At 71.4% G+C, this 23380-nt stretch carries 21 protein-coding genes and 1 pseudogene; 4 read left to right on the plus strand and 18 right to left on the minus strand.

What is annotated here, in order from left to right:
* Window positions 1-9: 9 nt before the first annotated feature.
* The 3 genes from AB0J58_RS05140 to AB0J58_RS05150 all read left to right on the plus strand — a co-directional run bounded on the left by AB0J58_RS05140 (window position 10) and on the right by AB0J58_RS05150 (window position 3822).
* Window positions 10-1497 carry a precorrin-3B synthase gene (locus AB0J58_RS05140; protein ID WP_364210461.1) on the plus strand — a complete coding sequence of 496 codons (1488 nt, stop codon included), beginning with the start codon at window positions 10-12 and terminating at the stop codon, window positions 1495-1497.
* Window positions 1494-2120, plus strand: a complete 627-nt coding sequence (locus AB0J58_RS05145; RefSeq protein ID WP_364210464.1) for a precorrin-8X methylmutase — start codon at window positions 1494-1496, stop codon at window positions 2118-2120. The genes AB0J58_RS05140 and AB0J58_RS05145 overlap by 4 nt, the downstream gene beginning before the upstream one ends.
* A gap of 97 nt (window positions 2121-2217) precedes the next feature.
* Window positions 2218-3822, plus strand: coding sequence for a precorrin-2 C(20)-methyltransferase (locus AB0J58_RS05150; protein ID WP_364210467.1), 1605 nt, complete (start codon window positions 2218-2220; stop codon window positions 3820-3822).
* Here AB0J58_RS05150 and AB0J58_RS05155 read toward each other — a convergent pair.
* From AB0J58_RS05155 to AB0J58_RS05170, 4 genes and pseudogenes are all read right to left on the minus strand, one after another.
* The gene (locus AB0J58_RS05155; protein WP_364210470.1) at window positions 3810-4550 is read right to left on the minus strand and encodes a cobalt-precorrin-6A reductase; all 741 of its coding nucleotides are present in this window, start codon (window positions 4548-4550) and stop codon (window positions 3810-3812) included. The two genes, AB0J58_RS05150 and AB0J58_RS05155, sit on opposite strands and share 13 nt — an antisense overlap.
* A gap of 7 nt (window positions 4551-4557) precedes the next feature.
* Window positions 4558-5307, minus strand: a complete 750-nt coding sequence (gene cobM / locus AB0J58_RS05160) for a precorrin-4 C(11)-methyltransferase (protein WP_364149688.1) — start codon at window positions 5305-5307, stop codon at window positions 4558-4560.
* Window positions 5304-5906, minus strand: a pseudogene (gene cbiT / locus AB0J58_RS05165) (precorrin-6Y C5,15-methyltransferase (decarboxylating) subunit CbiT); the annotation flags it as partial. The gene cobM and the pseudogene cbiT, both read right to left, overlap by 4 nt.
* Window positions 5907-5922: 16 nt before the next feature.
* Window positions 5923-6312, minus strand: coding sequence for a pyridoxamine 5'-phosphate oxidase family protein (locus AB0J58_RS05170; protein WP_364210676.1), 390 nt, complete (start codon window positions 6310-6312; stop codon window positions 5923-5925).
* A gap of 365 nt (window positions 6313-6677) precedes the next feature.
* Between AB0J58_RS05170 and tnpB the strand changes: the two genes are divergently transcribed.
* The gene (gene tnpB / locus AB0J58_RS05175) at window positions 6678-8045 is read left to right on the plus strand and encodes an IS607 family element RNA-guided endonuclease TnpB (protein ID WP_364210473.1); all 1368 of its coding nucleotides are present in this window, start codon (window positions 6678-6680) and stop codon (window positions 8043-8045) included.
* 46 nt (window positions 8046-8091) lie between these two features.
* Here the strand turns inward: tnpB and AB0J58_RS05180 are convergent, their stop codons facing one another.
* From AB0J58_RS05180 to AB0J58_RS05245, 14 genes are all read right to left on the minus strand, one after another.
* Complete coding sequence (locus AB0J58_RS05180) at window positions 8092-9648, minus strand: MFS transporter (protein ID WP_364210476.1); 1557 nt, start codon at window positions 9646-9648, stop codon at window positions 8092-8094.
* The gene (locus tag AB0J58_RS05185; protein WP_364210479.1) at window positions 9648-10328 is read right to left on the minus strand and encodes an LppX_LprAFG lipoprotein; all 681 of its coding nucleotides are present in this window, start codon (window positions 10326-10328) and stop codon (window positions 9648-9650) included. The genes AB0J58_RS05180 and AB0J58_RS05185 overlap by 1 nt, the downstream gene beginning before the upstream one ends.
* A 59-nt stretch (window positions 10329-10387) precedes the next feature.
* Complete coding sequence (locus AB0J58_RS05190; RefSeq protein ID WP_364210482.1) at window positions 10388-10951, minus strand: MarR family transcriptional regulator; 564 nt, start codon at window positions 10949-10951, stop codon at window positions 10388-10390.
* Between the two features lie 79 nt (window positions 10952-11030).
* The gene (locus tag AB0J58_RS05195; protein WP_364210485.1) at window positions 11031-11873 is read right to left on the minus strand and encodes a hypothetical protein; all 843 of its coding nucleotides are present in this window, start codon (window positions 11871-11873) and stop codon (window positions 11031-11033) included.
* 4 nt (window positions 11874-11877) lie between these two features.
* Window positions 11878-13218, minus strand: a complete 1341-nt coding sequence (locus AB0J58_RS05200; RefSeq protein WP_364210488.1) for an MCE family protein — start codon at window positions 13216-13218, stop codon at window positions 11878-11880.
* Window positions 13215-14294: an MCE family protein gene (locus AB0J58_RS05205; RefSeq protein WP_364210491.1), complete on the minus strand. Its 1080-nt coding sequence runs from the start codon at window positions 14292-14294 to the stop codon at window positions 13215-13217. The genes AB0J58_RS05200 and AB0J58_RS05205 overlap by 4 nt, the downstream gene beginning before the upstream one ends.
* Window positions 14294-15409, minus strand: coding sequence for an MCE family protein (locus AB0J58_RS05210; protein WP_364210493.1), 1116 nt, complete (start codon window positions 15407-15409; stop codon window positions 14294-14296). Before AB0J58_RS05210 ends, AB0J58_RS05205 begins: the two co-directional genes overlap by 1 nt.
* The gene (locus AB0J58_RS05215; RefSeq protein ID WP_364210496.1) at window positions 15406-16431 is read right to left on the minus strand and encodes an MlaD family protein; all 1026 of its coding nucleotides are present in this window, start codon (window positions 16429-16431) and stop codon (window positions 15406-15408) included. Before AB0J58_RS05215 ends, AB0J58_RS05210 begins: the two co-directional genes overlap by 4 nt.
* Window positions 16431-17489, minus strand: coding sequence for an MlaD family protein (locus tag AB0J58_RS05220; RefSeq protein ID WP_364210499.1), 1059 nt, complete (start codon window positions 17487-17489; stop codon window positions 16431-16433). The genes AB0J58_RS05215 and AB0J58_RS05220 overlap by 1 nt, the downstream gene beginning before the upstream one ends.
* 4 nt (window positions 17490-17493) lie before the next feature.
* Window positions 17494-18513, minus strand: coding sequence for an MlaD family protein (locus AB0J58_RS05225; protein ID WP_364210502.1), 1020 nt, complete (start codon window positions 18511-18513; stop codon window positions 17494-17496).
* 5 nt (window positions 18514-18518) lie between these two features.
* Entirely contained in the window at window positions 18519-19385 is an 867-nt protein-coding gene (locus AB0J58_RS05230; protein WP_343963752.1) for an ABC transporter permease, read from the minus strand.
* A complete protein-coding gene (locus AB0J58_RS05235; protein ID WP_343963754.1) occupies window positions 19385-20194 on the minus strand; it encodes an ABC transporter permease in 810 nt (269 codons plus the stop codon). The genes AB0J58_RS05230 and AB0J58_RS05235 overlap by 1 nt, the downstream gene beginning before the upstream one ends.
* 392 nt (window positions 20195-20586) lie before the next feature.
* Window positions 20587-21996, minus strand: coding sequence for an aminopeptidase P family protein (locus AB0J58_RS05240; RefSeq protein WP_364210505.1), 1410 nt, complete (start codon window positions 21994-21996; stop codon window positions 20587-20589).
* A gap of 106 nt (window positions 21997-22102) precedes the next feature.
* Entirely contained in the window at window positions 22103-23380 is a 1278-nt protein-coding gene (locus tag AB0J58_RS05245) for an ABC transporter substrate-binding protein (protein WP_364210508.1), read from the minus strand.

Here is a 23380-nt window from a genome sequence, read left to right on the forward strand (position 1 = left end):
ATCCACTGCGTGTCAATAACCGACCCTCCCGGAAGAACCCGGGCCGACGTGTGTCCCGGAGCGCTCCAGGTGCACGCCGCGGCCGACGGCGGCCTGGCACGGATCAGGATTCCCGGCGGGGCGCTCACGGCGCGTCAGCTCCGCGTGGTCGCCGCCGCCGCCCGGGAGCTCGGATCCGGCGTGATCGAGCTGACCTCCCGGGCGAACCTCCAGGTGCGCGGCCTCCCGCCGCAGGACGGCGACCCCCTTCCCGCCATGGACCCGGCACGCGACGACGCGCGCGTTCCAGGCGTCGGGTCTTCTCCGGCCGGGGCCTTCGCACGTGACGACGCGCGCGTTCCGGACGACGACCGGCGGCCTTCCCCGGCATCCGACCTCGCCGTGCGGCTGGCCGCCGCCGGGCTGCTGCCGTCGGCCACGCATGAGCGGGTACGCAACATCGTGGCCTCGCCCCTGGCCGGGCGGGCACCCGCGAGCCTGCTCGACGTCCGTCCGCTCGTGTCCCGGCTGGACGGGGAACTCCGCGCCCGGCCCGCGCTCGCCGACCTGCCCGGCCGGTTCCTCTTCGCGCTCGACGACGGCTCGGGCGACATGGCGGCTCTCGGCGCGGACGTCACGCTGCTGCCGGTCGATCCGGTGGACGCCTCGGTGGACGATGTCTCCGAGGTGGCGCTGCTGCTCGCCGGTGCCGACCGGGGGCTGCGCGTCCCCGTCTCCTCCGCCGCCACCGGCATGCTCGCGGTCGCCGAGGCGTTCCTGGCCGAGCGCGCCGAGCAGGGGTCGGGCGCGTGGCGGCTCGCCGAGCTGACCGACGGCCCAGGACGGGTCTCGGCCCGCGTTCTCGGGACGGAGCCGGCTCTCCGGCTGTCCGCCCCCGCCGTACGACGGGCGCGGGCGGCGGGGGAAGGCACGGTCGGGGTCATCGCGCAGCGTGACGGAAGATCGGCCCTCACCGTTCTCGCCGCGCTCGGGCGGCTCACTGCGGCCCAGCTGGAGGCGCTCGCCCGGGCGGCCGAGCACGGCGGGGGAGAGGTCCGGGTGACGCCGTGGCGGACGATCGTCGTCCCAGACCTGCCGCCGCGGGAGGTCGACGGCCGGCGGGCGGCGCTCGCGGACGCGGGCCTGGTCTGCGACCCGGGGTCACCGTGGCTGGGCCTGACCGCCTGCGCCGGCCGGCCCGGATGCGCCAAGGCCCTCGCCGACGTCCACGCCGACGTCCACGCGGGTGTGCACGCGGGTGTGCACACGAACGGCGGCACCGGCTCCGAGTCCGGCGCGGGCGGTCCTGGCGGCGTCCGCCCCCCGCTGAGCCGCACCCGTGCGCTTCCCGTGCACTGGTCGGGCTGCGAGCGGCGATGCGGACGCCCGCGCGGCCGGGTCGTGGACGTGGTCGCGACCGGAGACGGATACCGCGTCGAGGCGGACGGCGTGAGCCGTACGTTCGCCGACGCCGAGCAGACGAGCGCCGCGGTGGCGGCGACTAGAGAGGAAAAGTGATCGACTACATCAGGGACGGGGCGGAGATCTACCGCCGCTCCTTCGCCACCATCCGCGCGGAGACGGACCTCGGCGGCATGCCGCCGGGCGTCGCACAGGTCGCTGTCCGCATGGTGCACGCCTGCGGCATGGTCGACCTCGTCGACGACCTCGCGTGGTCGCCGGGAGTCGTCACGGCGGCGCGCGGGGCGCTGCGCGACGGCGCGCCCGTGCTGTGCGACGCCATGATGGTCGCCTCCGGCGTCACCAGGCGGCGGCTGCCGAAGGCGAACGAGGTGATCTGCACGCTCGGCGACCCGCGGGTGCCGGAGCTGGCGCTGCGGCTGGGCACCACCCGCAGCGCCGCGGCGCTGGAGTTGTGGCGCGACCGGCTCGACGGCGCGGTGGTCGCGATCGGCAACGCGCCGACCGCGCTGTTCCGCCTGCTCGAACTGGTCGAGGAGGGTGCCGGACGCCCGGCCGCGGTGCTGGGCGTGCCGGTCGGCTTCATCGGGGCCGCGGAGTCGAAACTGGCCCTGGCCGAGCACCCGGCCGGACTCGACCACCTGGTGGTGCACGGGCGCAGGGGCGGCAGCGCGATGGCGGCGGCCGCGGTCAACGCGGTCGCGAGCGAGGAGGAGTGAGCGGGTTGAGCAGGGATCTCGGGTGCCTGTACGGGGTCGGGCTCGCGATGGCGGCGGCTGTCGTCAACGCGGTCGCGGGTGAGGGGGAGTGAGCGGGTTGAGCGAGGGTCTCGGGTGCCTGTACGGGGTCGGACTGGGGCCGGGAGACCCGGAGCTGGTGACGGTGAAGGCGGCCAGGCTGCTCGGCGCGGCCGACGTGATCGCCTACCACAGCGCCCGGCATGGGCGGAGCATCGCCAGGTCGGTGGCCCTGCCCTACCTGCGGGGAGACCAGGTCGAGGAGGCGCTGATCTACCCGGTGACCACCGAGACCACCGACCACCCCGGCGGATACCAGGGCGCGCTCGACGACTTCTACGCCGACTGCGCCGTGCGGCTGGCCGCGCACCTGGACGCCGGACGCGACGTGGTGGTGCTCTGCGAGGGCGACCCGCTCTTCTACGGCTCCTACATGCACATGCACAAGCGGCTCGCGCACCGGTACCCGACCGAGGTGGTGCCGGGGGTGACCTCGGTCAGCGGGGCCGCCGCGGTGCTCGGCCGCCCGCTGGTCGAGCGGGACGAGACGCTGACCGTGCTGCCCGGCACGCTCCCGGCGGACGTGCTGGCCGAGCGGCTGGCCGCCGCCGACTCGGCCGCGGTGCTGAAACTCGGCAGGACCTTCGAGAAGGTCCGCGCCGCCTTCGCCGAGGCCGGTCGCCTCGACGACGCCTGGTACGTCGAGCGGGCCACCACCGGCGAGCAGCGCATCGAGCCGCTGGCGGACGTCGACCCCGCCTCGGTCCCGTACTTCTCCCTCGCGCTGCTGCCCAGCCCGCTCGTTCCGCTCACGGAGGCCGCGGCCGGAACCGACGCGACCCCGCTCGTGGTGGGGGACACCGGCGATCGGGACGTCTCCCGGTCCTCGCTCGGGACGGAGATCGTCGGCGATCGCGGGGAGGAGGCCGGGGGCGACCGGCGTGGCGAGGTCGTCGTCGTCGGACTCGGCCCCGCCGGGCGGCCGTGGCTGACCCCCGAGGTACAGGACGCCCTCGCCCGGGCCGACGAGCTGATCGGCTACGGCCCCTACCTCGATCGGGTGCCGCCCAACCCGCGCCAGCGCCGCCACCCCACGGACAACCGGGTCGAGGCCGAGCGCGCCGCGCACGCGCTGGGGCTGGCCGCCGCCGGATCGCGGGTGGCCGTGGTCTCCTCGGGCGATCCGGGGGTGTTCGCCATGGCCAGCGCGGTGCTTGAGGTCGCGTCCGAGCCGAGGTTCGCCGATGTCGAGGTACGCGTGCTGCCCGGCCTGACCGCCGCCCAGGCGGTGGCCAGTCGCGCCGGGGCCCCGCTGGGCCACGACTTCTGCGTGCTGTCGCTGTCCGACCTGCTCAAGCCGTGGGAGGTCGTCGCGGACCGGATCACCGCCGCGGCACGGGCCGACCTGGTGCTGGCGATCTACAATCCGGCCTCGCGGAGCCGGACCTGGCAGGTGGCCGCCATGCGCGACCTGCTGCTCGAACACCGCTCCCCGCGCACGCCCGTCGTCATCGGACGGGATGTCGGCGGTCCGCAGGAGAGCGTGCGCGTCGTGGAGCTGGCCGATCTCGACCCCGCCGCGATCGACATGCGCTGCCTGCTGATCGTGGGCTCGTCCACCACCCGGCTCACCGAACGCGGCGGACGGCCCGTCGTCTACACCCCGCGCCGTTACCCGGCCTGAGCCTTCACCCAGGCCGCGGCCGCCTCGGCGGTGTCCGCCAGCGGGACACCGCCGGGAACCGGCGGCCGCCGTACGATGACCACCGGAAGCCCCAGCTCCCGCGCGGCGGCCAGCTTGGCGGTGGTCATCTCGCCGCCGCTGTCCTTGGTCACCAGCACCTCGACGCGGTGCTCGCGCATCAGCTCCAGCTCTCCGCGCAGGGTGTACGGCCCCCGGGAGAGCACGACCACCGTCCGGCCGGGCAGCGGTGGGGTGGGCGGATCGACGGACCTGGCCAGGAACCACAGGTCAAGGCCGGTGAACGCGGCCAGGCTGCGGCGGCCGGTGGTGAGGAAGACCCGCCTCCCCAGCTCGGGCAGCAGGCGGGCGGCGGCCTCAAGCGTGGGCACCCAGCGCCAGTCGTCGTCCGGACCCTGCTGCCAGCCGGGGCGGCGCAGCACCAGCAGCGGCACCCCGGTGCCGGCGGAGGCCGAGACGGCCGAGGCGGTCATCCGCCGGGCGAACGGGTGGGTGGCGTCGACGACCAGGTCGATCGCGTGCTCCCGCAGCCACTCGGCGAGCCCCTCGGGGCCGCCGAATCCCCCCTCGCGCACCTCGCCGACCGGGAGCCTGGGGTTGGCGACCCGTCCCGCCAGCGAGGACACCACGTGCAGATCCGCCTGCCCGTCCAGCCGGGCGGCCAGCGCCCTGGCCTCCGCGGTGCCGCCCAGGATCAGCAGGCGTCGCATCGGCCGCTCACCCCCGGCACCTGTCCGCCGAGTAGAGGTGGCTGTCGGGGAACGCCGAGGCCGTCAGCACCCGCCCGACCACGATCACCGCCGTCCGCAGCACCCCGGCGGCCCTGACCCGCTCGGCGATGTCGGCCAGGGTGCCCCGCAGGATCACCTCGTCGTCCCTGCTCGCCCGGGCCACCACCGCCACCGGGCAGTCGGCGCCGTAGGCGGGGAGCAGCTCCGCGACGACCGCCTCGATCCGCTGCACGGCCAGGTGCAGCACCATGGTCGCCCGGCTCGCGCCGAGCGTGGCCAGCTCCTCGCCCTGCGGCATCGGCGTGGCACGCGCGGACGTACGGGTGAGGATGACGGACTGCCCGACTCCCGGCACGGTGAGCTCCCGCTTCAGCGAGGCCGCCGCGGCCGCGAAGGCCGGGACACCCGGCACCACGTCGTACGGGATGCCGAGCGCGTCCAGCCGCCGCATCTGCTCGGCCATCGCGCTGAAGACGGAGGGGTCGCCCGAGTGCAGCCGGGCGACGTCCAGCCCGGCCGCGTGCGCGCCGGCCATCTCGGCGACGATCTCATCGAGGGTGAGCCCGGCCGTGTCCACCAGCCGTGCCCCGGGCGGGCAGTCGTCCAGCAGCTCGCGCGGCACCAGCGATCCGGCGTACAGGCACACCGGGGACGAGGCGATCACCCGCAGGCCGCGCACCGTGACGAGGTCGGCGGCTCCGGGACCCGCTCCGACGAAACGCACCCTGGCCGTCAAGACTCCTCCTCCTTGACCGGTGACTCTTTGACCGGTGACTCCTTGACCGATGACCAGACGGTCACCGGCATCATCGTCCGCCAGCCGGTGAAGCCGCCGACCGGGGCGGCGCGGCCGACCGCGAGGCGCACCAGGTCCCCGCCGTGCCTGCCGTACCAGTCGGCCACCACCGCCTCGGACTCCAGGGTCACCGCGTTGACCACCAGCCTGCCGCCCGGCCTGAGCGCCGCCCAGCAGGTGCTCAGCACGCCGGGGACCGTCGCGCCGCCGCCGACGAAGACGGCGTCGGGCGCGGCCAGCCCGGCGAGCGCGCCGGGGGCCGTGCCGACGACGATCTCCAGCTCGGGCACTCCCAGCGCGGCGGCGTTGCGCGCGGCCCGCTCCGCCCGGTCCCGGCGGCTCTCCACCGCCACGGCCCGGCACGCGGGATGGCAGCGCATCCACTCGATCGCGATGCTCCCCGCACCCGCGCCGACGTCCCACAGCAGCTCGCCGGGGACGGGCGCGAGGCGGGACATGGTGACCGCCCGCACCTCGCGCTTGGTCAGCTGCCCGTCGTGCTCGAACGCCTCGTCCGGCAGCCCGGGGACGCGGGGGAGCGGGACGTGTCCCGGGTCAGACATTGCCGAGCACCCGGGTCACCTGGATCTCGATCACGACACGGTCGGGGTTCACCCGGGGGGCGCGGTAGCGCAGCGCGTACCGGCGCTCGGCGTCGGCGACCTCCTCGGGGGTGCCCCGGAGCACCGCACGTCCCTCCAGGGTGGACCAGCGCCGCCCGTCGACCTGGCAGACGGCGGCCGGCGCGCCCGCCGGACCCGCGGCGGCCACCAGCCGGGCCTTGTACGACCCGCGCGAGGTGATGACCCGGGCGATCGCCGTGCCGGCGTCGAGTGTCACCCCGACGGGCACCACGTGCGGCGTCCCGTCGGAGCGGACGGTGGTCAGCGTGCACAGGTGCCGCTCACGCCAGAACGCGTCGAATCCCTCGCCGAGTCCGGCCAGGTCCGGTCGCGTGGCCCCCTCAAATATCACGTCACCCCAATGGTCGTCGGTACGTTCACCCAATGATCGAACCCCCGTGGCGTACCGTTGCGGGACGCAGCCCTCTCCCGGTGCCGGGCAGGGCATGCCGCAGGTCACCCGTGGAGGGGTTGTGAACTGCTGGTTGTTTCATCAGTGTTTATCAGTTCTCTACTGGATTCTTCCACCCGGTTGGCTGGGGCATCGGACGGGACGGCACGCGGTGCCTAGGTTCACTCCCGGGTCGGTGCCGGGTTTTCTCCCCGTTGGGAAGCTGTCGATCATCGCCCGGACGTAGGCTCACCACCATCTGCTGGCAACACCGAGTAAAGGGCGGGGGTGGGGTGGTGCGGGTTCATCAGGCCTACCGCTACGCCCTCGACCCCACCCCCGAGCAGGCCGAAGCGCTCGCCTCGCACTGCGGCGCGGCACGGTTCGTCTTCAACTGGGGCCTGGCCCGCGTCAAGGCCGCGCTGGACCAGCGCGACGCCGAGCGCTCCTACGCGGTGGCCGAGGATCAGCTGACCGAGGTGCCCTGGTCGCTGTACTCCTTGAGACGGTCGTGGAACCTCGCCAAGGGTGAGGCAGCGCCGTGGTGGGCGAACAACTCCAAGGAGGCCTACAACAGTGGCCTGGACGGGGTGGCACGGGGGTTGAAGAACTGGGCGGCCTCCCGCACTGGCACCCGGGCGGGTAAGAAGGCTGGGTTTCCCCGGTTCAAGTCCAAGCACCGCACTACCCCGGCCTGCCGGTTCACCACCGGCACCATCCGGGTTGAGGTTGATCGCCACCATCTCACGCTGCCCCGGCTGGGCGCGATCCGCACCCGTGAGTCCACCCGTAAACTCGCCCGCCACCTCGAACGCGGCACCGGCCGGATCCTGTCGGCCACCGTCCGGTTGGAGGGAGGCCGGTGGGTGGTGGCTCTCACCTGCCAGATCGACCGCACCCAGCGCACCCCGGCGCTACCGGGGGCGGTCGTGGGCGTGGACCTGGGTGTGAAGGACCTCGCAGTGCTGTCCACAGGCGAGGTCGTCGCCAACCCCAAGCACCATCGAACGGCACTGCGCAGGCTGCGTAGATTGAACAAGCAGTTGGCCCGCCGGGTGGGACCGCGCACCCCCGACGGGGGGTGGCATGAGGCGTCGGCCCGGTGGTTCAAGGCCAAGGCGGCGCTGGCCAGGGTGCACGCCCGGGTGGCCAACCAGCGACGCGACGGCATCCACAAGCTCACCACCCGCCTGGCGAGCACCTACGGCACGGTCGTGGTCGAGGACCTCAACGTGTCGGGGATGCTCGCCAACCGGTGCCTGGCCCGCGCGGTGGCCGATGTCGGGATGGGTGAGGTGAGACGGCAGCTTACCTACAAGACCGGCTGGAGTGGCGGGCGGCTGGTAGTGGCCGATCGCTGGTATCCCTCCAGTAAGACGTGTTCGGGTTGTGGTGCGGTGAAAGCCAAGCTGCCCCTGTCCGAACGCACCTATGAGTGCACCGGGTGCGGCCTGGTCCTGGACCGGGATCTTAACGCTGCACTCAACCTGGCCGCTCTTGCGGCCGACGTCGCCCAGAGTTGCGGGGAGACGCTAAACGCCTGTGGAGGAGCGGTAAGTCCTGGTGTTCGCGCCAGGCTCGCACCGGTGAAACGGGAACTCCCGCAGGGGAGAACGCTGCCACGGCAACGCGGCGGCTCGCTGGTCCTCACAGAGAAACACTGAGAATCAGCGAACGGCCAGAGTGTACTTGGGGACGGAGCTGCCCAGGTCAGACCGGGTCGGACGACCCGGACCCGCTCGGCAGCAGCAGCGCGACCAGCACGCCCACCCCGCACAGGGCGGCGGTGATCAGGAAGATCTCGCTGTACTCGGTGTGCAGCGCCGCCCTGACCTTCTCCTCGTACTCGGCGAGCCGGGTGGCGTACACGGCCGGGTCCACGCCGAAGGGCAGCGGTGTGTCCAGGTCCGCGGTGAGGGACTGGAAGCGGTGGAAGCCCCAGGCGGACAGCGCGGCGACACCGAGCAGCATGCCCATCATCCGGGCCACGACCACCGCCGCCGAGGCCACCCCGTGCTGGACGGCGGGGACGGCGCGCAGCACCGCGGAGGAGACCGGTGCGATCACCAGACCCAGACCCAGACCGGCGACGATCAGGTCGGCGTCCATCCGGTACCCGGCCGAGGCGAGGTCCAGTGGCCACTGGCCGATGCGCACGTAGCCGACCGCGGCCAGCGCCAGCCCGATCACCGTCACCGCGCGCTCACCGTACCGGCGGGACGCCAGGCCGCCCACCAGAGCGGCCACCGAGAGCGCGACCAGGAAGCGCGACAGCACCAGGGCGCCGTCCAGGGTGTCCAGGCGCAGCAGGGTCTGGGCCGACAGCTGCACGTCGACCAGGGTGACCAGCAGCGCGGCACCGGTCAGGAAGCTCACCCCGAGCGTGGCGAAGAACGGGCCGCGCAGCACCCCCGCCATGTCGATCAACCGGGTTCTGGCGCGCGTCTCCCACGCGACGAACACGGCGCCGGACACGACCCCGCCGACGATCGCCGGCAGGCCCCAGGGCGGGAGGACCGCCTTGCTCGGGTCGGGGTTGTAGAGACCGGCCACGAGCAGGCCGAGCGCGAGCGCCAGCAGCAGCCCGCCGATCACGTCGACGCGGCTGCCGCCGGCGCCGTTCCGGTCACGGCCGGGGGGCGGCACCGACCGATGTACGGCGACCGCGGCCAGGGCCACCAGCGGGATGTTCAGCCAGAAGATCGACCGCCAGCCGCCGAGTTGCACGCCGCCGAGCTGGAGGGTGGACGGGACCAGGGCGGCGAGGGCCGCGCCGTACAGGGGGCCCAGCACGCTGCCGAGCTCCTGGGCCGATCCCACCGCGCCGAGCGCCACCGGACGCTCGTCCTCATCCCACAGATCTCCGATCAGAGCCATGGTGATGGGCAGCAGCGCACCGCCCGCGACCCCCTGCAGGGCCCGTCCGGCGACCAGCCAGGGCACCGTCTCACCCAGCGCGGTGACCACCGAGCCCACCGCGAAGCCCGCCAGGCAGAGCTGGATGAGCGGGCGCCTGCCGTACCGGTCGGAGAGCTGGCCGAGCAGCGGCATGGCCGCGATGTAGCCGAGCAGGAAGCCGGTGACGATCGGGGTGGCCCGCTCCATGTGGTTGAGCGGGACGTCGACGTCCTTGGCGATGTCGACGAGGACCGTGACCACGACGTACGCGTCCAGCGCCGCCAGCAGCACTGCGGTGCCGCCGACGCCGAGAGCGGCCCGTCGCCGGGCCGTCCGGCCACCGTCCTCCGGGACGGCGCGGGTCGCCATCACTGAGCCGGAGCGGTGACCTGGACCGGCACGTCGTAGTCGCTGAAGACCACGATCACCTTGCCGCCGGTCAGTGGCAGATCCGCCTTGAGCAGGCGGCTGGTGGTCTTGTCGATCCAGAGCGTGCCGTCCACGCTCTGCGCGAGGCCGGGCACCATCGTGGCGAGCACCTGCTGGGAGAGCGTCGCCGAGACCCGGTAGGAGTCGACGCCGTTCACCTTCTCGGCCGCCTGGGTCTTCGGGTCCAGCGCGTTGCTCAGCAACTGTACGACGCCCTTCTCCGGGTTGAGGATGGCGGACGGGTCGTAGATCGCCGCCAGCTGGCTCCGTGACATCTTCTGGAAGCCTCCGGTCACCCCCTTGAAGTGGACGGTCTCCCCGATCAGCACGAAGCTGATCTCCTGGAGGCTGCCCGCCACGTCGATCTGGATGGTGCCGTCCGCGTCGCCGGTCCCGCTGAGGCGGCCGGAGGCCTTCTTGACCGGCACCGCGGGAGCGCCCTCGGTCTCCATGGAGAAGGTCGCCGACTTCACGGCACGTGTCGCCTCCGCGGACTGCTTGACCAGCTCGGCTCCGCTGGGGAGGGCCGTCGTAGCGTCGGAGGCGTCGCCGCCGCTGCAGGCGGTGACCAGGGAGCACGCGGCGAGCACCGCGGCGATGAAGATCCGGCGAGCAGACATGGGCGGATCGTAACGACAGCGTGGTCTAGTAAGGGAGTACGGGCGGTATCGGTTTCGCGTCAGCGAAAGTTTTTGAGATGCTCCACCACCGGAGCGTAGGCGATTTCCAGCTCGATCAGCTGATCGTCGGTGAGCAGGTCGATGAAATGCCGGCGTACGCCGGCCACGTGGTGCGGCGCGACCCTGTTGATGGTGTCCCAGCCGTGCTCGGTGAGGACGGCGAAGGTGCCGCGCCGGTCATCGGCGCAGGTCTCCCTGGCGACCAGCTCGGCCTTCTCCATCCGGGAGATCTGGTGCGACAGCCGGCTGCGGGACTGGATCGTGGCGTCCGCCAGGTCGCTCATCCGCATGCGGTGCCCGGGGGTCTCCGACAGGTTCACCAGGATCTCGTAGTCGTTCACCGAGAGCCCGAAGGGCTGTAGTTCGCGGTCGAGGCGGTGTTCGAGGAGTTTGTGCGCGGCGAGGTGGGCGCGCCACGCGCGCTGCTCGACTGACGACAGCCAGCGAGGCGTCTCGTCGTTCACCGGTCGCTCACCACTCTCGTTCCCCGCGCCGGTGACTTCGGCGGGTCCGCCCCCCGACCGACCACTCCGTTCGCCGGGCGAGGCCTGCTGCAGGGTCATGGATCAGAACCTACCTCAGAAGGCGCCGATCACTCGTGGTAGGCGGCGTCAGCGCGACCGGAGGGGGTTCTCTCCGTCGTCAGTCGCCCTTCTTGCTCGGTGACGGTGCCGGTGACGGTGCCGGGGATGACGTCGGGGACGGCTCGGCGGTCTCGCCGTTCGGGTCGGTGACCAGTTCCTCGGCGGCGCCCATCACCGTGGCCGCGTTCACCTTCCACTGGCCCCCCGTCTTGATCAGGCTCAGCTCCATGTACGTGCCGAGCATGCGCCGGGTCCCGGCCGTGCTCGTGACCTGGGAGTCGACCACCGTGATCGCCTTCGCCCTGCCCTCGCCGACCTCCGAGACGTAGACGCCGCGGATCGAGGCCGAAGAGCTCGCCCGCATCGTGATGATCACGCCTTCGAGCGGGCTGAACGCCTCGTTGTAGGTCCTCTCGAAGTCCTCGCCGGAGATGGCGAAGACCCGGTCGCGGTAGGCCTGCAGGTCGGTGTGGTCGTAGGTCTGCAGGGCCACGGCGAACTCGCCCGCCCGGGCGGACACCGCCCCGCGGTCGGCCTTCTCCCGCGCCAGCCGGTCGGCGGCCGTCCACTGGAGCACCGCGGTGGTCGCGGTCGCCGCGAACAGCATGGCCGCGACGGCACCGGCCAGCCTGCCGCGCCACGTGCTGAATCCGCTCTTTTTCCGGTCCGCGGCTCCGTGCTCCCGCTCGGGGTCCGCGTTCGCCCCGGCGGACGGTCCGGCCTCCGTCTCGTCAGCGGTCTCCCGGCCCTGCTTCCGCTCGGGAACCGGAGCGTCCTCCTCCGTGCTCGTCCCGGCGGAGGGTCCGGCCTCCGTCTCCTCAGCGGATTCCCGGTCCTGGTCCGGAGTGTCCTCGGCGGGGTCGTGCCGGCGCTGTTCCGACGTGCGGGGGGTGGGGGTCAAGGGCTTACTCCTGTTCACGGCGGCGGGAGGCCCGGCCGACGGCGATCCAGCCGAGCACACCGCCGGAGACGACGACCGCGGCGAAGATCGCAACGATGAGGGGGGTCATGTCCTGGGAGGACTCCGAGGTCCGGCCGGCGTCCGCGGCCGGTACCGGCTGCCGGCTCTCCTCGGGCGCCGGCGTCGCGTCGCCGGGCTCGGCGGTCGCTCCGTCCGCCGACTCGTCGTCGGTGGTTCCTTCGGCGTTCTCTTCGCTGGGAGCCTCCTCGTCCCTTCCGACCGCCACCTTGCTCGCGGGTCCCTTCGGGCAGGTACGGAGCTTGGGAATCGTCGGGGGAGCCAGCGGGTTGCGATACTCCCGCGCGGCCTTGGGACCGCCGGGGACGCTGAAGATGAACGCGGTCCTGCCGTACAGGCCGTCGGCCTGCCTGTCGCCCACGTCGGCGAGCAGCGCCTGAGCGGTGGGTATGTTGCGGAGCAGGCGGTTGACGTTGTCGGGGGCGGCGCCGCCGAATATCTTGCCGGGTTTGATGCCTCCGGCGGTCAGCAGGCAGGAAAGGCCGGGGCGCGCGGTGGTGAGCAGGGTGTTGACCTGCCGGAAGAAGCTCGGCCCGTGGTCGAGGGCGGCGTTCAGCTGTTTGCGGGAGTCGCGGATGGCCTGGGTCACCCCGGCCAGGTCCGCCACCCCCTCGGACAGTTTCTCGCGCCGGCCCGCCAGGGTTCCGGTGAGCCTGGTGAGCTGCACCGACAGCTCGTCCAGCACGTCGGTGTTCTCGGCGAGGGTCGCGGTGAGGTCGTGCGCGTTGTCGACGATCTCCCGGATCGAGGTCGTCCGCCCGTTCAGCCCGGCCGCCAGCTCTCCCACGATGGTCCGGGCGTCCTCGGCCGGCACCGCGTCGAGCAGCTTGCCGATTCCGTCGAACAGCTTCCGGTAGTCGAGCGGCACCGAGGTGCTGGCCAGCGGGATGGTGGCGCCCGCGGCCAGGACGGCGCCCCCGCCGGCTCCGCCTTCGGGCGGGGAGATCTCCACGTACGGCTCGCCGACGGCGGACTTACGACGCACCTCGGCGGTGACGTCCCGGGGCAGTCGCACCCCGCGATCGATGCTCAGCGCGACAACGATCTTGCCGGGGGCCAGCTCCACGCCGCTGATCCGGCCGATCCGCACGCCGAGGTAGGCCACGTCGAAGCCCTCCACCAGGCCTGGGGAGGAGAGGAACTCGGCGTTGATCCGGTACGGCCGCTCGACGAGGTCGAGCTTGATGATGGTGGTGAACGCCCACACGGTCATCACGACGCCGAGTACCACGAAGAAGCCGAGGTTGATCCAGATGCGGTTCCTCATCGCGGCGGCCCCAGCAGCAGGCGGAAGTCGTCCACCGAGTTGGGCAGGCGGGGCCTGTCGCTCTTCTTCGGCTCGGACACCAGCAGTCCTTTCAGCCACACGGAGATCAGCAACTGGCCGTTCACCACGAGCGGTGGCTGGTCGAGGAAGCTCTGCACCCGGCTCACCAGCAGCTTCAGGTCCTCCTTGCCGCGTATCGCGGAGGCGGAGACCGCGTCGAGTTCGCGCAGCAGGGTGCGCAGCCGGGCCTCGTGCCTGGGATAGATGGTGTCGTTGGCCTCGCGGGCCAGCGCGGTGAGTTCTTTGAGGGTCTTCTTGATGTGCCTGCGGCCGTGGTTCAGGCGGGTGGTGGCGTCGGCGAGCGTGCCGGGCAGCCGGTCCAGCTCCGCGGTGCCCTTGGCGAGTTCGTCGCCGAGCCTGGCCAGGCCGTCGATGGTACGGGCCAGGTCCTCGCGGGACTGCGCGTAGGCGGTGGTGACCTCGGTGGTCTGCCGCAGGAGCCGGTTGAGGTCCTTGCCCTTGCCGCCGATCCCGGTCGCCGCCGCGTCCAGGACGGCGTTCACGTCCTGGGCGCCGAGCGCGTCGATGAGCGGCCCGGCCCGTTCGGTGACCTGCTCGATGTCGGGCTTGACGGAGGTCACGGCGATGGCCGAGCCGTTCCGCATGAACGGCCCCGTCGTCATGTCCCGTCCTTCGGGAAGATCCAGCTCGACGTAGTTCTCGCCGAGGATCGAGGTCTTGGCGACGATGGCGCTCGTCCCCTCGGGCACCTGGTTGCCGTCCTCGATGGACATGGTGACCTTCGCCCGGTAGCCCTCCAGCCGGATGTCGGTCACGCTGCCCACCCGCACGTCGGAGACCTGCACGCTGTGCCCGGCGACCAGACTCTGCACGTCGTCGAAGGTCGCGGTCAGGGTGAGCCCGCCGGTCGGCGCGCCCAGGGTCTGCAGGCTGCACGCCGTGCCCAGCCAGAGCACGGCCAGCCCGGCGACCGGGCGGGTCCACCGCCGCCACCGGCCCGCGCCCGCCGGTGTCCCCGATGGCGTCTTTGTCCGCTCCCGTAGTCCCGTGCCCATCAGCGGCCCTTCCCGCTTCCCTGCCAGGGGCAGTTGCTCAGCTCTCCCGGCAGGCAGGGCACCCTGCCCAGGCCCAGGGCCTCGAAGAGCGGGGTCAGCCAGGCCCGGGTCAGGGCGTTGAGCACCACACGGATCTTGAGCACGTGGTTCTTCCTGTCCCACGACAGGATCATGTTGTCGAGGAACTTCCTGGTGCTCCTGATACCTTCGGCCACCGACTCGCTGTTGACCTTGAGGGTCAGCACCAGCTCGGCCAGGTTGGCCACCCCCCTGGGCAGCCGTTCCTGGTACGCCTCGATCAGCACGTCACCGCGCTGCACGAGCTCCGCCAGGCCGGTGATGAAGCGTTTCATCCGCTGCCGCTCGTCGGCGAGGGTGGCACCGGCCTCGGCGAAGGCGTCGATGGTGCTCTTCACCTGCTTCTCACGCCTGTTGAGGTTGGTGGCGATCCGGTTGAGTCCTTTGGCCAGCTCGATCAGCTGCTCGTCCTGCCCGGCGAGGGTGCGGGTCAGTGAGGCGGCGTCGGCGAGCGCGCCGTTGATCTGCGTGCCCCGGCCTCTGACGGTGTCGGCCAGGTTGCCGGCCACATCGCCCATCTTGTCGGTGTCGAGGGCGTCGGTGAGCTTGGTGAACGCCTCCAGGGCGTCGTCGATCTCCACCGGCAGGTCGGTCCGCTCCAGCGGGATCACCGTATTGGGGGCGATCCTCGGTTTGCCGGGCGTCCAGGGCGGATGGAGCACCACGTTCCGTTCGCCCAGCGTGTTCTGCGCGGCCACGATGGCGTTGACATCGGCGGGCAGCGGTACCTCGCCGTCGATCAGCAGGTCCGCCCGGACCCGGTCGCCCTCGACCGTGAGCTTCTGCACGGTTCCCGCGTCCAGGCCCAGCACCTTGACCTTCGCCTGCTCGTACAGCGAGGGCGCCGCGCTGAAGTAGGCGGTCAGCCGGTAGGGGCCGGCCCCGCCCGGCAGCAGCGAACACCCTCCGGTGGAGGCCAGCAGCACTCCCGCGAGCAGCGCCGCGATCCCCCTGCGCGCCGGAGCCCACGCAGGGGACCACGCCGCGGCGCGGGCGCGGTGCGAGCGGCTCGCTCCCTGCTGTCCCTGTGCTGTCAACGGCTGTTCCTGTCCTTGCGGATGGCGGCGAGCACTTCGGGGTCGATCGGTCCCAGCCCGGTGGCGATGGCCTCCACCCACGGCCCGTGACCGCCGGTCGCGGCGAGCCCGGAGAAGGTGGGGCCGACCCAGGCGAGAACCGAGTTGAGGTTCTTGCCGCTGGTGGAGTCGAGGCGGTTACCGATGGCGGTCACGTCGTCGAGCACCGTGATCAGGTCCTTCTCGTGCCGGTTGACCAGGGTGGTGATGCTGCCGACCAGGTCGCTGCCGTCGCCGAGCAACGACTTCAGCTCGTCACGGCGGAGTCGCAGCTCGTTGAGCATGACCTCGATCGAGTCGATCAGGCGGCCGATCTGCGCGTCCTTCTTCTCCAGCACGTCCATGATCTTGTTGCCGTTGTCCAGCAGCCGCCGCAGCTCGGGCTCGCTCTCGCTGATGATCTCCGACAGCTCGCCGATGTTGTCCAGCAGCCTGCTGACCCTGCCCTGGCGGGCGGGCTTGAGCTCCGCCAGCTCGGTCAGCAGCCTGTCGACGGAGTCGGTGTCGAGCCGCTGCGCCAGCCGGGTCGCGTCCTTGAGCGCGTCGGTGATCAGCACGGGGGTGCTCGTCCGGGACATGGGGATCCGGCGTCGCTCCTCGGGCAGCTCGTCCATGTACGGGCGGGTGACCGGCCCGGTGAGCCTGACGTAGCGCCCGCCCAGCAGGTTGGACAGGGCGATCTCGGCCCGGGTCTGCGGGCCGAGCCTGATCCCGTCGTCCACCCTCCAGGTCACCACGACGTGCCCCTGGGAGTAGTCGGCACGGACCCCGGTGACCTTGCCGACCGTCACCCCCGCCACCCGGACGTCGTTGCCGGAACGCAGCCCGGCCGAGTCGGGCAGCACCGCCGACATCGTGTATCCCCCCTCCAGCAGCCCCAGGTTGCCGATGAGGAAGGTGACGGCCAGCACGATGGCGAGGACCGCCATCGAGACCAGGCCGACGAGGGTCCTGTCGCGGTCGCGGAACGACTTGAGTGCCATCAGGGCCCCACCAGAACCCGCCGCAGGTCACCGGTGTCGGACAGCTTGAACGAGCCGCGCAGCGGCGGAGGGCTCTTCATCGGGTACGGGCATGGCAGCGGGCCGAGCGCGAAGCAGGGCACGTACGCGGTGACGAAGTCGCCCTGCGCGGTCACCTGGAACGAGCGCCGCATCGGCGGGGGGAGCGTGCCGAGCAGCTTCTCCACACCGCCGATGTTGCGCCGGAAGCCGCCGGTGAACCGGGTCAGACGGCCCACCACCCGGCCGAGCTCCTGGGAGTTCGCGCCGAGCACCCGGTCGCTGACCCTGACCGTGGTGGACAGTTCCACCAGGGCGTCGTCGACCAGTTCGCGGTTACGGGCGAACGCGCCGGTCAGCGCGACCAGGTTGTCGACCAGCTGGGCTATCTGCCTGTCCCTGCGGGCGACGACGTCGGTCACCGTGGCGTAGTCCTCCAGCAGCCCCTGGATGACCTTCTTGCGTTCGGCGATCGTGCCGGTCAGGTCGTCGAGGTTGTCGACCAGCTTTGGGATGTTCTCCTGGTTGCCGTCCAGCGCCTCGCCCGCCGCGGTCAGCAACCGGTTGATCTGTTCGGGGTCGAGGCTGCGGGTGAGCGGGCCCAGGTCGCTGACGAGCTCGCCGATGTCGACCACCGAACTCGTCCGCTCCACGCGGGCGCCGTCGCCGAGCGTCTTGTCCGCGGTGCCCGGCTCCAGGTAGACCACCCGCTGCCCGATCGTGTTGCGCCAGCGGATCGAGGCCGAGCTGTCGGTCGGGACCCGGACGTCCGTCCGTACGTTGAGCGTGACCTCGGCCCGGCCGGCGACCACCTCGATCGTGCCGACCTGCCCGACGGGCGCACCCGCGATCTTCACCTGGTCTCCCTCGTGCAGCCCGGAGACGTCGTCGAAGGTGGCGACGAGGCTGTAGGAGTCGCCCACGTTCACCCTGGCGATCTGGCCGCCGATCAGGATGATCAGCGTGCCCGTCACCAGGAGGAAGAGCGCGAACTTGCCCAGTGTCCAGCGGCGCTGAACCTGCTCCGCGGATCCGGCCACGCGTTCACCCGCCCTTCGTGGAGCCGCACGCGCCAACGAAGAGCTCGCACACGTCCGTCGAGATGAAGGTCTCCATCTTGATCTGGGCGGTACCGTTCGGGCCCTGCCCCGAGGCCAGGTCGTTGAGCGCGGAGAGCAGCTGGTTCAGCCCTCGCACACCGTCCCCGACGATGCCGAGCTGCGCGTACAGCAGGGAGGCGAGGCGTTCACCGGAGTTGACGGTGGCTTTGAGGTCGCCGCGGTGCTCGCGCAGACCGTGCGCGCTCAGGTGGGAGAGATCGTCGAACTCCTTGAGCAGGGCGCGTACCTTGTCGGCCCGCTTCAGCAGGTCGGGGGTGATCACGTTGGTGTTCGCGGAGATGGCCACCAGCTCGTCGCCCTTGTCGGCGAGGGACGCGCTGAGGTCTCCGGCGTCGCCGATGAACCGCCGGAAGTCGGCGCGGTGCCGGTGGGCCACCCCGATGATCTTCCCGGCGTCGTCGACGATCGCCCGCAGCTGCGGACCCTTGCCGTCCAGGCCCCGGCCAAGGGTGTGCACGATGGTCGTGACGTCCTGCGGGTCGATCGCCTTCAGCCCCTCGTACGCGTCGGTGAGGGAGTCCGACAGGTCGGAGGGGGCCTCGGTCCTGGTGATGACCGCGCCGCTGAGCAGGTAGGGGCCGGAGGTCTCGCCGGAGCCGGGGACGAGGTTGACGAACTTGGGGCCGAAGACCGAGCTCGGCTCGATCGTGGCGGTGACGCTCTGGGGCACCCTGACCCCGGGGTCCACGTGGATGGCGACCACGGCCTGGCCCTGCCGGTTCAGGGTGACCGAGCTGACCCCGCCCACCGTGATGCCGCGGATCTTGACGGGGGAGTTGGGGTCCAGGCCCTGGCCCGAGCGGGTGAACACCGCGCTCAGCCGGGTGCCGCTCACCTCGGCCGCACCCCGCACCACCAGGAAGACGGACCCGGCCAGGACCAGCAGCACGGCGACCGAGATCGCCAGTCTGATCGGCAGCGCCACCTCGCCCCTGGTCGCCATCGGGCTCACCCCGTCAGCTTCAGGCTGCTGCCGCCACCCCAGAACAGGTAGGACAGCAGCAGGTTGAGGAGAATGACCGTGATGATCGACTGCCGGATCGCCCGCCCGGCCGCGACGCCCACGCCGACCGGGCCGCCGGTGGCGTTGAACCCGTAGTAGCAGTGGATGCTGACCACGGCGAACGCGAACACCACCACTTTGACCACGCTGTAGACGATGTCGATCACCGGCAGGCCGAGGTAGAAGTAGTAGTCGTAGACGCCGGGCGACATGCCGAACAGGACGGTGCACATCAGCCGGGTGGCGAAGAAGCTGGCGAACAGCGCGATCATGTAGACCGGGATCAGCGCGATCATCGCGGCCACCACGCGGGTGCAGATGAGGTAGGTGAACGCGTTGATGGCCATCACCTCCAGCGCGTCGATCTCCTCGGAGATCCGCATGGCGCCGAGTTCGGCGGTGAAGGACGAGCCGACCTGGGCCGCGAGCGCGACCGCCGCGATGATCGGGGTGATCTCCCGCACGTTGGCGAAGCTGCCCACCAGCCCGATGAAGGACTCGGCTCCGATCGACTGCAGTCCCTGGTAGCCCTGGAGTCCGACGGTGGCACCGACCGCGAAGGCCATGGTGAACACCACGAAGACCATGCCGCCGCCGATGACCGTCGCGCCGACGCCCACCACCACGTCGCTGACCTGGCGCAGCACGACCTTGGAGAACTTCAGCCGCAGGACGATGTCCCTGACCGAGTAGAAGACGACCTTCCACAGGAAGAGCGGCCAGTCCGACAGCGAGGCCAGCCGGTCCAGGCCGTCGCGGGCCAGCCCGTACGCGCGGACCCCCGCGGTGCGCACCTCCGGTACGGCGGCCATCACATGCTCCTCGGCGGGTAGGCGAGGAAGTAGATCATGGTGATCACGTAGTTGACCGCGAAGACCAGCATGAACGTGACGACCGTCGACTGGTTCACCGCCCGGCCCACGCCGACCGGGCTGGTCTGGCAGGTCATGCCGAAGTAGCACGACATGATGGCCGCGATGAAGCCGAAGATCCAGGCCTTGAGCAGCGTGACCAGCAGGTCGCTGGTGACCAGCAGCGAGACCGCGCCGTCGAAGTAGGCGCCGGGCGTGACGCCCTGGACGATGACGTTGAAGAAGTAGCCGCCGCCCGCCCCGGCCACGATGACCAGCGGTACCAGCAGCACCGCCACCGTGCTCGCCGCCCAGAGCCGGGGGGTGACCAGGCGGTGGATCGGGTTGACCGCCATCACCTCCATGGCGGCCAGCTCGTCGCGGATGTTGCGGGCGCCGATGTCGGAGGTCATGGCCGAGCCTCCGGCCCCGGCGATCAGCAGGGCCGAGGCCATCGGGGCGACCTCGCGGACCAGGCCGACGACCACCGCGCCGCCGGTGGCGGAGGAGGCGCCCAGCTGCCAGGCCAGCTGGCCCACCTGCAGGGCGACGGTCGCGCCCAGCGGGAGCGAGACGAGCAGTACGGGCAGGCTCGTGACACGGGCCAGGAACCAGCACTGCTGGACGAACTCCCAGAACCAGGTCCTGACGTCCCAGGTGCGGCGGAAACCCTCAAGGGCGATCACCGACATGTCGCCGACCCGGTCCAGCACGCCGGTCGTCCGGCGGACCAGGTAACCGGTGACCCTCGTCCGTCCGCCGACCGCCATCAACCCGCCGTCCGTTGAGCCATGACCACCTCGGAACTAGCGACTCAGACCATGGATCAGCCACGCTACTGACGGGTATTCCAGTAAGTCGATGCTTCTCAAGTAATTTGATGAAAAGGTATGACCCCCACCTTTCAACTTGTCAGCCCCCCACATTTTCCTCCCGCCTCCCACGGGGCGCGTCCCTGCGCACCCCACGGAAGCCGCCTCACCTACGGACCCCACAAGGCCGCTCACCTACGGGCCTCGTGAGGTCGTTTACCTCCGGCCCCCCGTGAGGCCGCGCCGGCGACTGGACTGAGGAGAGCGGGGCCGCGAGGAACGAGCGGCCCCGGTCGACGAGGGAAGGAGCCGGACAAGAGCGGCCGAACCGCGACGCGTTAGCGTCGCAATTAATACTGCATCCACTTCTCGATCTCGTCCGGGTGGCGGGGCAGACCGCCTGACATGAGACGGGCGCCGTCGGCCGTGATGACGAGGTCGTCCTCGACGCGCACCCCGATGCCGCGCAGCTCCGGCGGCAGCGTCAGGTCGTCAGGCTGCAGGTAGAGGCCGGGTTCGACGGTCAGCACCTGGCCCTCCTCCAGCACGCCGTCCAGATAGACCTCCGCGCGGGCCCTGGCGCAGTCGTGCACGTCCATACCGAGCATGTGGCCACTGCTGCACAGCGTGTAGCGGCGGTACAGGCCGCTGTCCGGCTCCATCGCCTCGTCCGCACTGATCTTCAGCACGCCCCAGTCGCGCAGTCCCTCCGCGATGACCCGCATGGCCGCACCGTGGAAGTCGCGGAAGCTCGCACCGGGTCGCAGGACGGCGATCGCCGCCTCCTGGGCCTCGTACACCAGCTCGTAGACCTGGCGCTGGACGGGGTCGAAGCGCCCGGAAAGCGGCAGGGTCCTGGTGATGTCGGCGGTGTAGAGGTGGTCGGTCTCCACGCCCGCGTCGAGGAGGAGCAGCTCGCTCTCGTTCAGCCGCCCGTCGTTGCGGATCCAGTGCAGCACGCACGCGTTCGCGCCGGAGGCCACGATGCTGTCGTAGCCGACCGCGTTGCCCTCCAGGCGGGAGCGGAGGCCGAAGATCCCCTCCAGGTAGCGCTCGCCGCGCCGGTGCCCCAGGGCGGCGGGCAGGGCCCGCACCACGTCCTCGAACCCGCGGGTGGTCGCGTCCACCGCGAACTGCAGCTCCGCGATCTCCCAGTCGTCCTTGATCAGCCGCATCTCGGACAGGAACGTCTCCAGTTCCTCGTCCCCGTCGCCGGGCGCGACTCGCCCGTCCACCGACGCGTCCACCCCGCGCAGCACCCGCGCGGGCCCGCCGAGCACGTCGTCGAGTCTGTCGATCGGCGCGCAGGCGATCTGGTACAGCGCCTCCGCCTCGGCCAGGTCGGGGCGGCGGCCGACCCAGAACTCGCCGTAGCGGCGGTCGCGGTAGAACTCCTGCCCGGCCTGTCCCGGCGCCGACCGCACCGAGCGGGGGCGCAGGAACAGGACGGCCTCCCCGGAGGGCTCGACGACCAGCACGTCGTCGGGTTCCTGGTCGCCGGTGAGGTAGGCGAACGCGCTGTGCGTCCGGAACCGGTAGTCGCTGTCGTTGCTACGCGCCTTGAGCGTGCCGGACGGGACGACCAGCCGCTCGCCGGGGAAGCGGGCGGCGAGCGCGGCACGCCGCTTGGCGGTGTAGGCGGCCTGTGGCAGCGCGGCCAGGTCGTCGCGGTGGGTGTCGGCCCAGCCGGTGTTCATGAACTCGGCGAGGGCGTCGGAGACCGGCAGGTCGTGGCTGCCGGTATTGAGCTTCTGGGTCATCGTGTCCCCGGGCGCGAAGGTCTGCGGTCCCCGCCACGCTAGCCCGGAGCGGCGGCACCCCGCACCTCCGTCGCGGGAGGTGCGGGGCGCCGCCGTGAACCGCGGATCAGCCCACCGGGACCTGGTAGGCCTTGGCCAGGTCGGAGGTGGCGGCCTCCTTGAAGATCACCGCGCCGCCCAGGGCGTCCTTGTCCGGCTTGGCGACGTACGACAGCAGCGAGGCGGGCTTGTCGAACGTGGTGAAGTCCATGACGGTGCCGAACTCCGCACCCCAGGCCGACTGGCCGCGGTGCGCGGCGACCACGGCGGCCCGGGTCAGGTCCTTGCCCTCGCAGGCCTTCTTGAGCGCGTCGACGACGATCGCCGCCGCCGAGTAACCGGAGGAGACACCGCTGTCGATGGCCGCGTCCGGATACTTCGCCGCGTAGTCGGCGGCCAGCTTCTTCATGGCCGGCTGGTCGGCGCTGATCGGGGTGCCGGCGGTGATGTAGTAGAAGTCCTTCAGCAGCGCGGGGCCCGCCGGGGTGGGCAGCAGCTGCGGGGAGTAGGCCGAGTTGCTGCCGACGAACGGCACGTCCATGCCCTTGGCGAGCGAGACGCCGACGAGCGAGGCGGTCTGCCTGGGGCCGACGGAGACCAGGACGGCCTTGACGCCCTCGGCCTTGAAGGCGGCGACCTGGGCGCTCATGTCCTGGTCGGTGGCCTTGATCTTCTGCTCCACCAGCTTGAGGCCGAGCTTCTCCGCCGCGTACTTGGAGCCGTTCAGCGCGCTCTCGCCGTAGTCGCCCTCGAAGTACAGGTGGCCGATCTTGTCGCCGGACTTGATGCCCTTCTCCTTGGTGAGGAAGTCCACCCCGTTGATCATGTCGATGTCGTAGGTCGTCCCGGTGACCTGGATGGGCTTGCTGCCGAGCAGCCCGGTCGCCCACGCCTGCGGGATGGTGAGCATGTCGTCGGCCTCGATGCGCTGCTTGACCGCGTTGACCATGGGGGAGCCGACGACGTGGGCGAGGGCCACCACCTTCGGGGAGATCTCGGTGTAGGCCGCGACCGCCTTCTGCACGTCGTAGCCGTGGTCACGGACCAGAGCCTCCAGTTGCCGCCCGCACACGCCCCCCGCCGCGTTCGTCTGCTCGAAGTAGAGCTGTTGTGCCTGGGTCAGGCTCTTGCCGAAGGAGGCGTACGGACCGGTGAGGTCGGTCATCAGACCGATCGTGATCTTGTCGGTGGTGACGCCGGGGCCGGTCTTCACGCCGTCCCCCCCGACGGCGGAGGGGGCGCCCCCGCTGCCCCCGGTGGCCTTCTCACTGGCGCACGCGGTGACGGCCAGGGCCAGGAGGGCGAGTACCGCGATTCGTCGGACCGGGGTTCTTGGGATTCCCAT

Origin of the sequence: Streptosporangium sp. NPDC049644 (assembly GCF_040675205.1) — a bacterium.
Lineage (GTDB): Bacteria > Actinomycetota > Actinomycetes > Streptosporangiales > Streptosporangiaceae > Streptosporangium > Streptosporangium fukuiense.

Bases quoted from the DNA above. Each gene is read 5' to 3' on its own strand.
- AB0J58_RS05155 (WP_364210470.1), bottom strand. From the start codon at position 4,550: ATGCGACGCCTGCTGATCCTGGGCGGCACCGCGGAGGCCAGGGCGCTG.
- AB0J58_RS05180 (WP_364210476.1), bottom strand. From the start codon at position 9,648: ATGGCGACCCGCGCCGTCCCGGAGGACGGTGGCCGGACGGCCCGGCGA.
- AB0J58_RS05185 (WP_364210479.1), bottom strand. From the start codon at position 10,328: ATGTCTGCTCGCCGGATCTTCATCGCCGCGGTGCTCGCCGCGTGCTCC.
- AB0J58_RS05190 (WP_364210482.1), bottom strand. From the start codon at position 10,951: ATGACCCTGCAGCAGGCCTCGCCCGGCGAACGGAGTGGTCGGTCGGGG.
- AB0J58_RS05200 (WP_364210488.1), bottom strand. From the start codon at position 13,218: ATGAGGAACCGCATCTGGATCAACCTCGGCTTCTTCGTGGTACTCGGC.
- AB0J58_RS05205 (WP_364210491.1), bottom strand. From the start codon at position 14,294: ATGGGCACGGGACTACGGGAGCGGACAAAGACGCCATCGGGGACACCG.
- AB0J58_RS05215 (WP_364210496.1), bottom strand. From the start codon at position 16,431: ATGGCACTCAAGTCGTTCCGCGACCGCGACAGGACCCTCGTCGGCCTG.
- AB0J58_RS05225 (WP_364210502.1), bottom strand. From the start codon at position 18,513: ATGGCGACCAGGGGCGAGGTGGCGCTGCCGATCAGACTGGCGATCTCG.
- AB0J58_RS05230 (WP_343963752.1), bottom strand. From the start codon at position 19,385: ATGGCCGCCGTACCGGAGGTGCGCACCGCGGGGGTCCGCGCGTACGGG.
- AB0J58_RS05235 (WP_343963754.1), bottom strand. From the start codon at position 20,194: ATGGCGGTCGGCGGACGGACGAGGGTCACCGGTTACCTGGTCCGCCGG.
- AB0J58_RS05240 (WP_364210505.1), bottom strand. From the start codon at position 21,996: ATGACCCAGAAGCTCAATACCGGCAGCCACGACCTGCCGGTCTCCGAC.
- AB0J58_RS05245 (WP_364210508.1), bottom strand. From the start codon at position 23,380: ATGGGAATCCCAAGAACCCCGGTCCGACGAATCGCGGTACTCGCCCTC.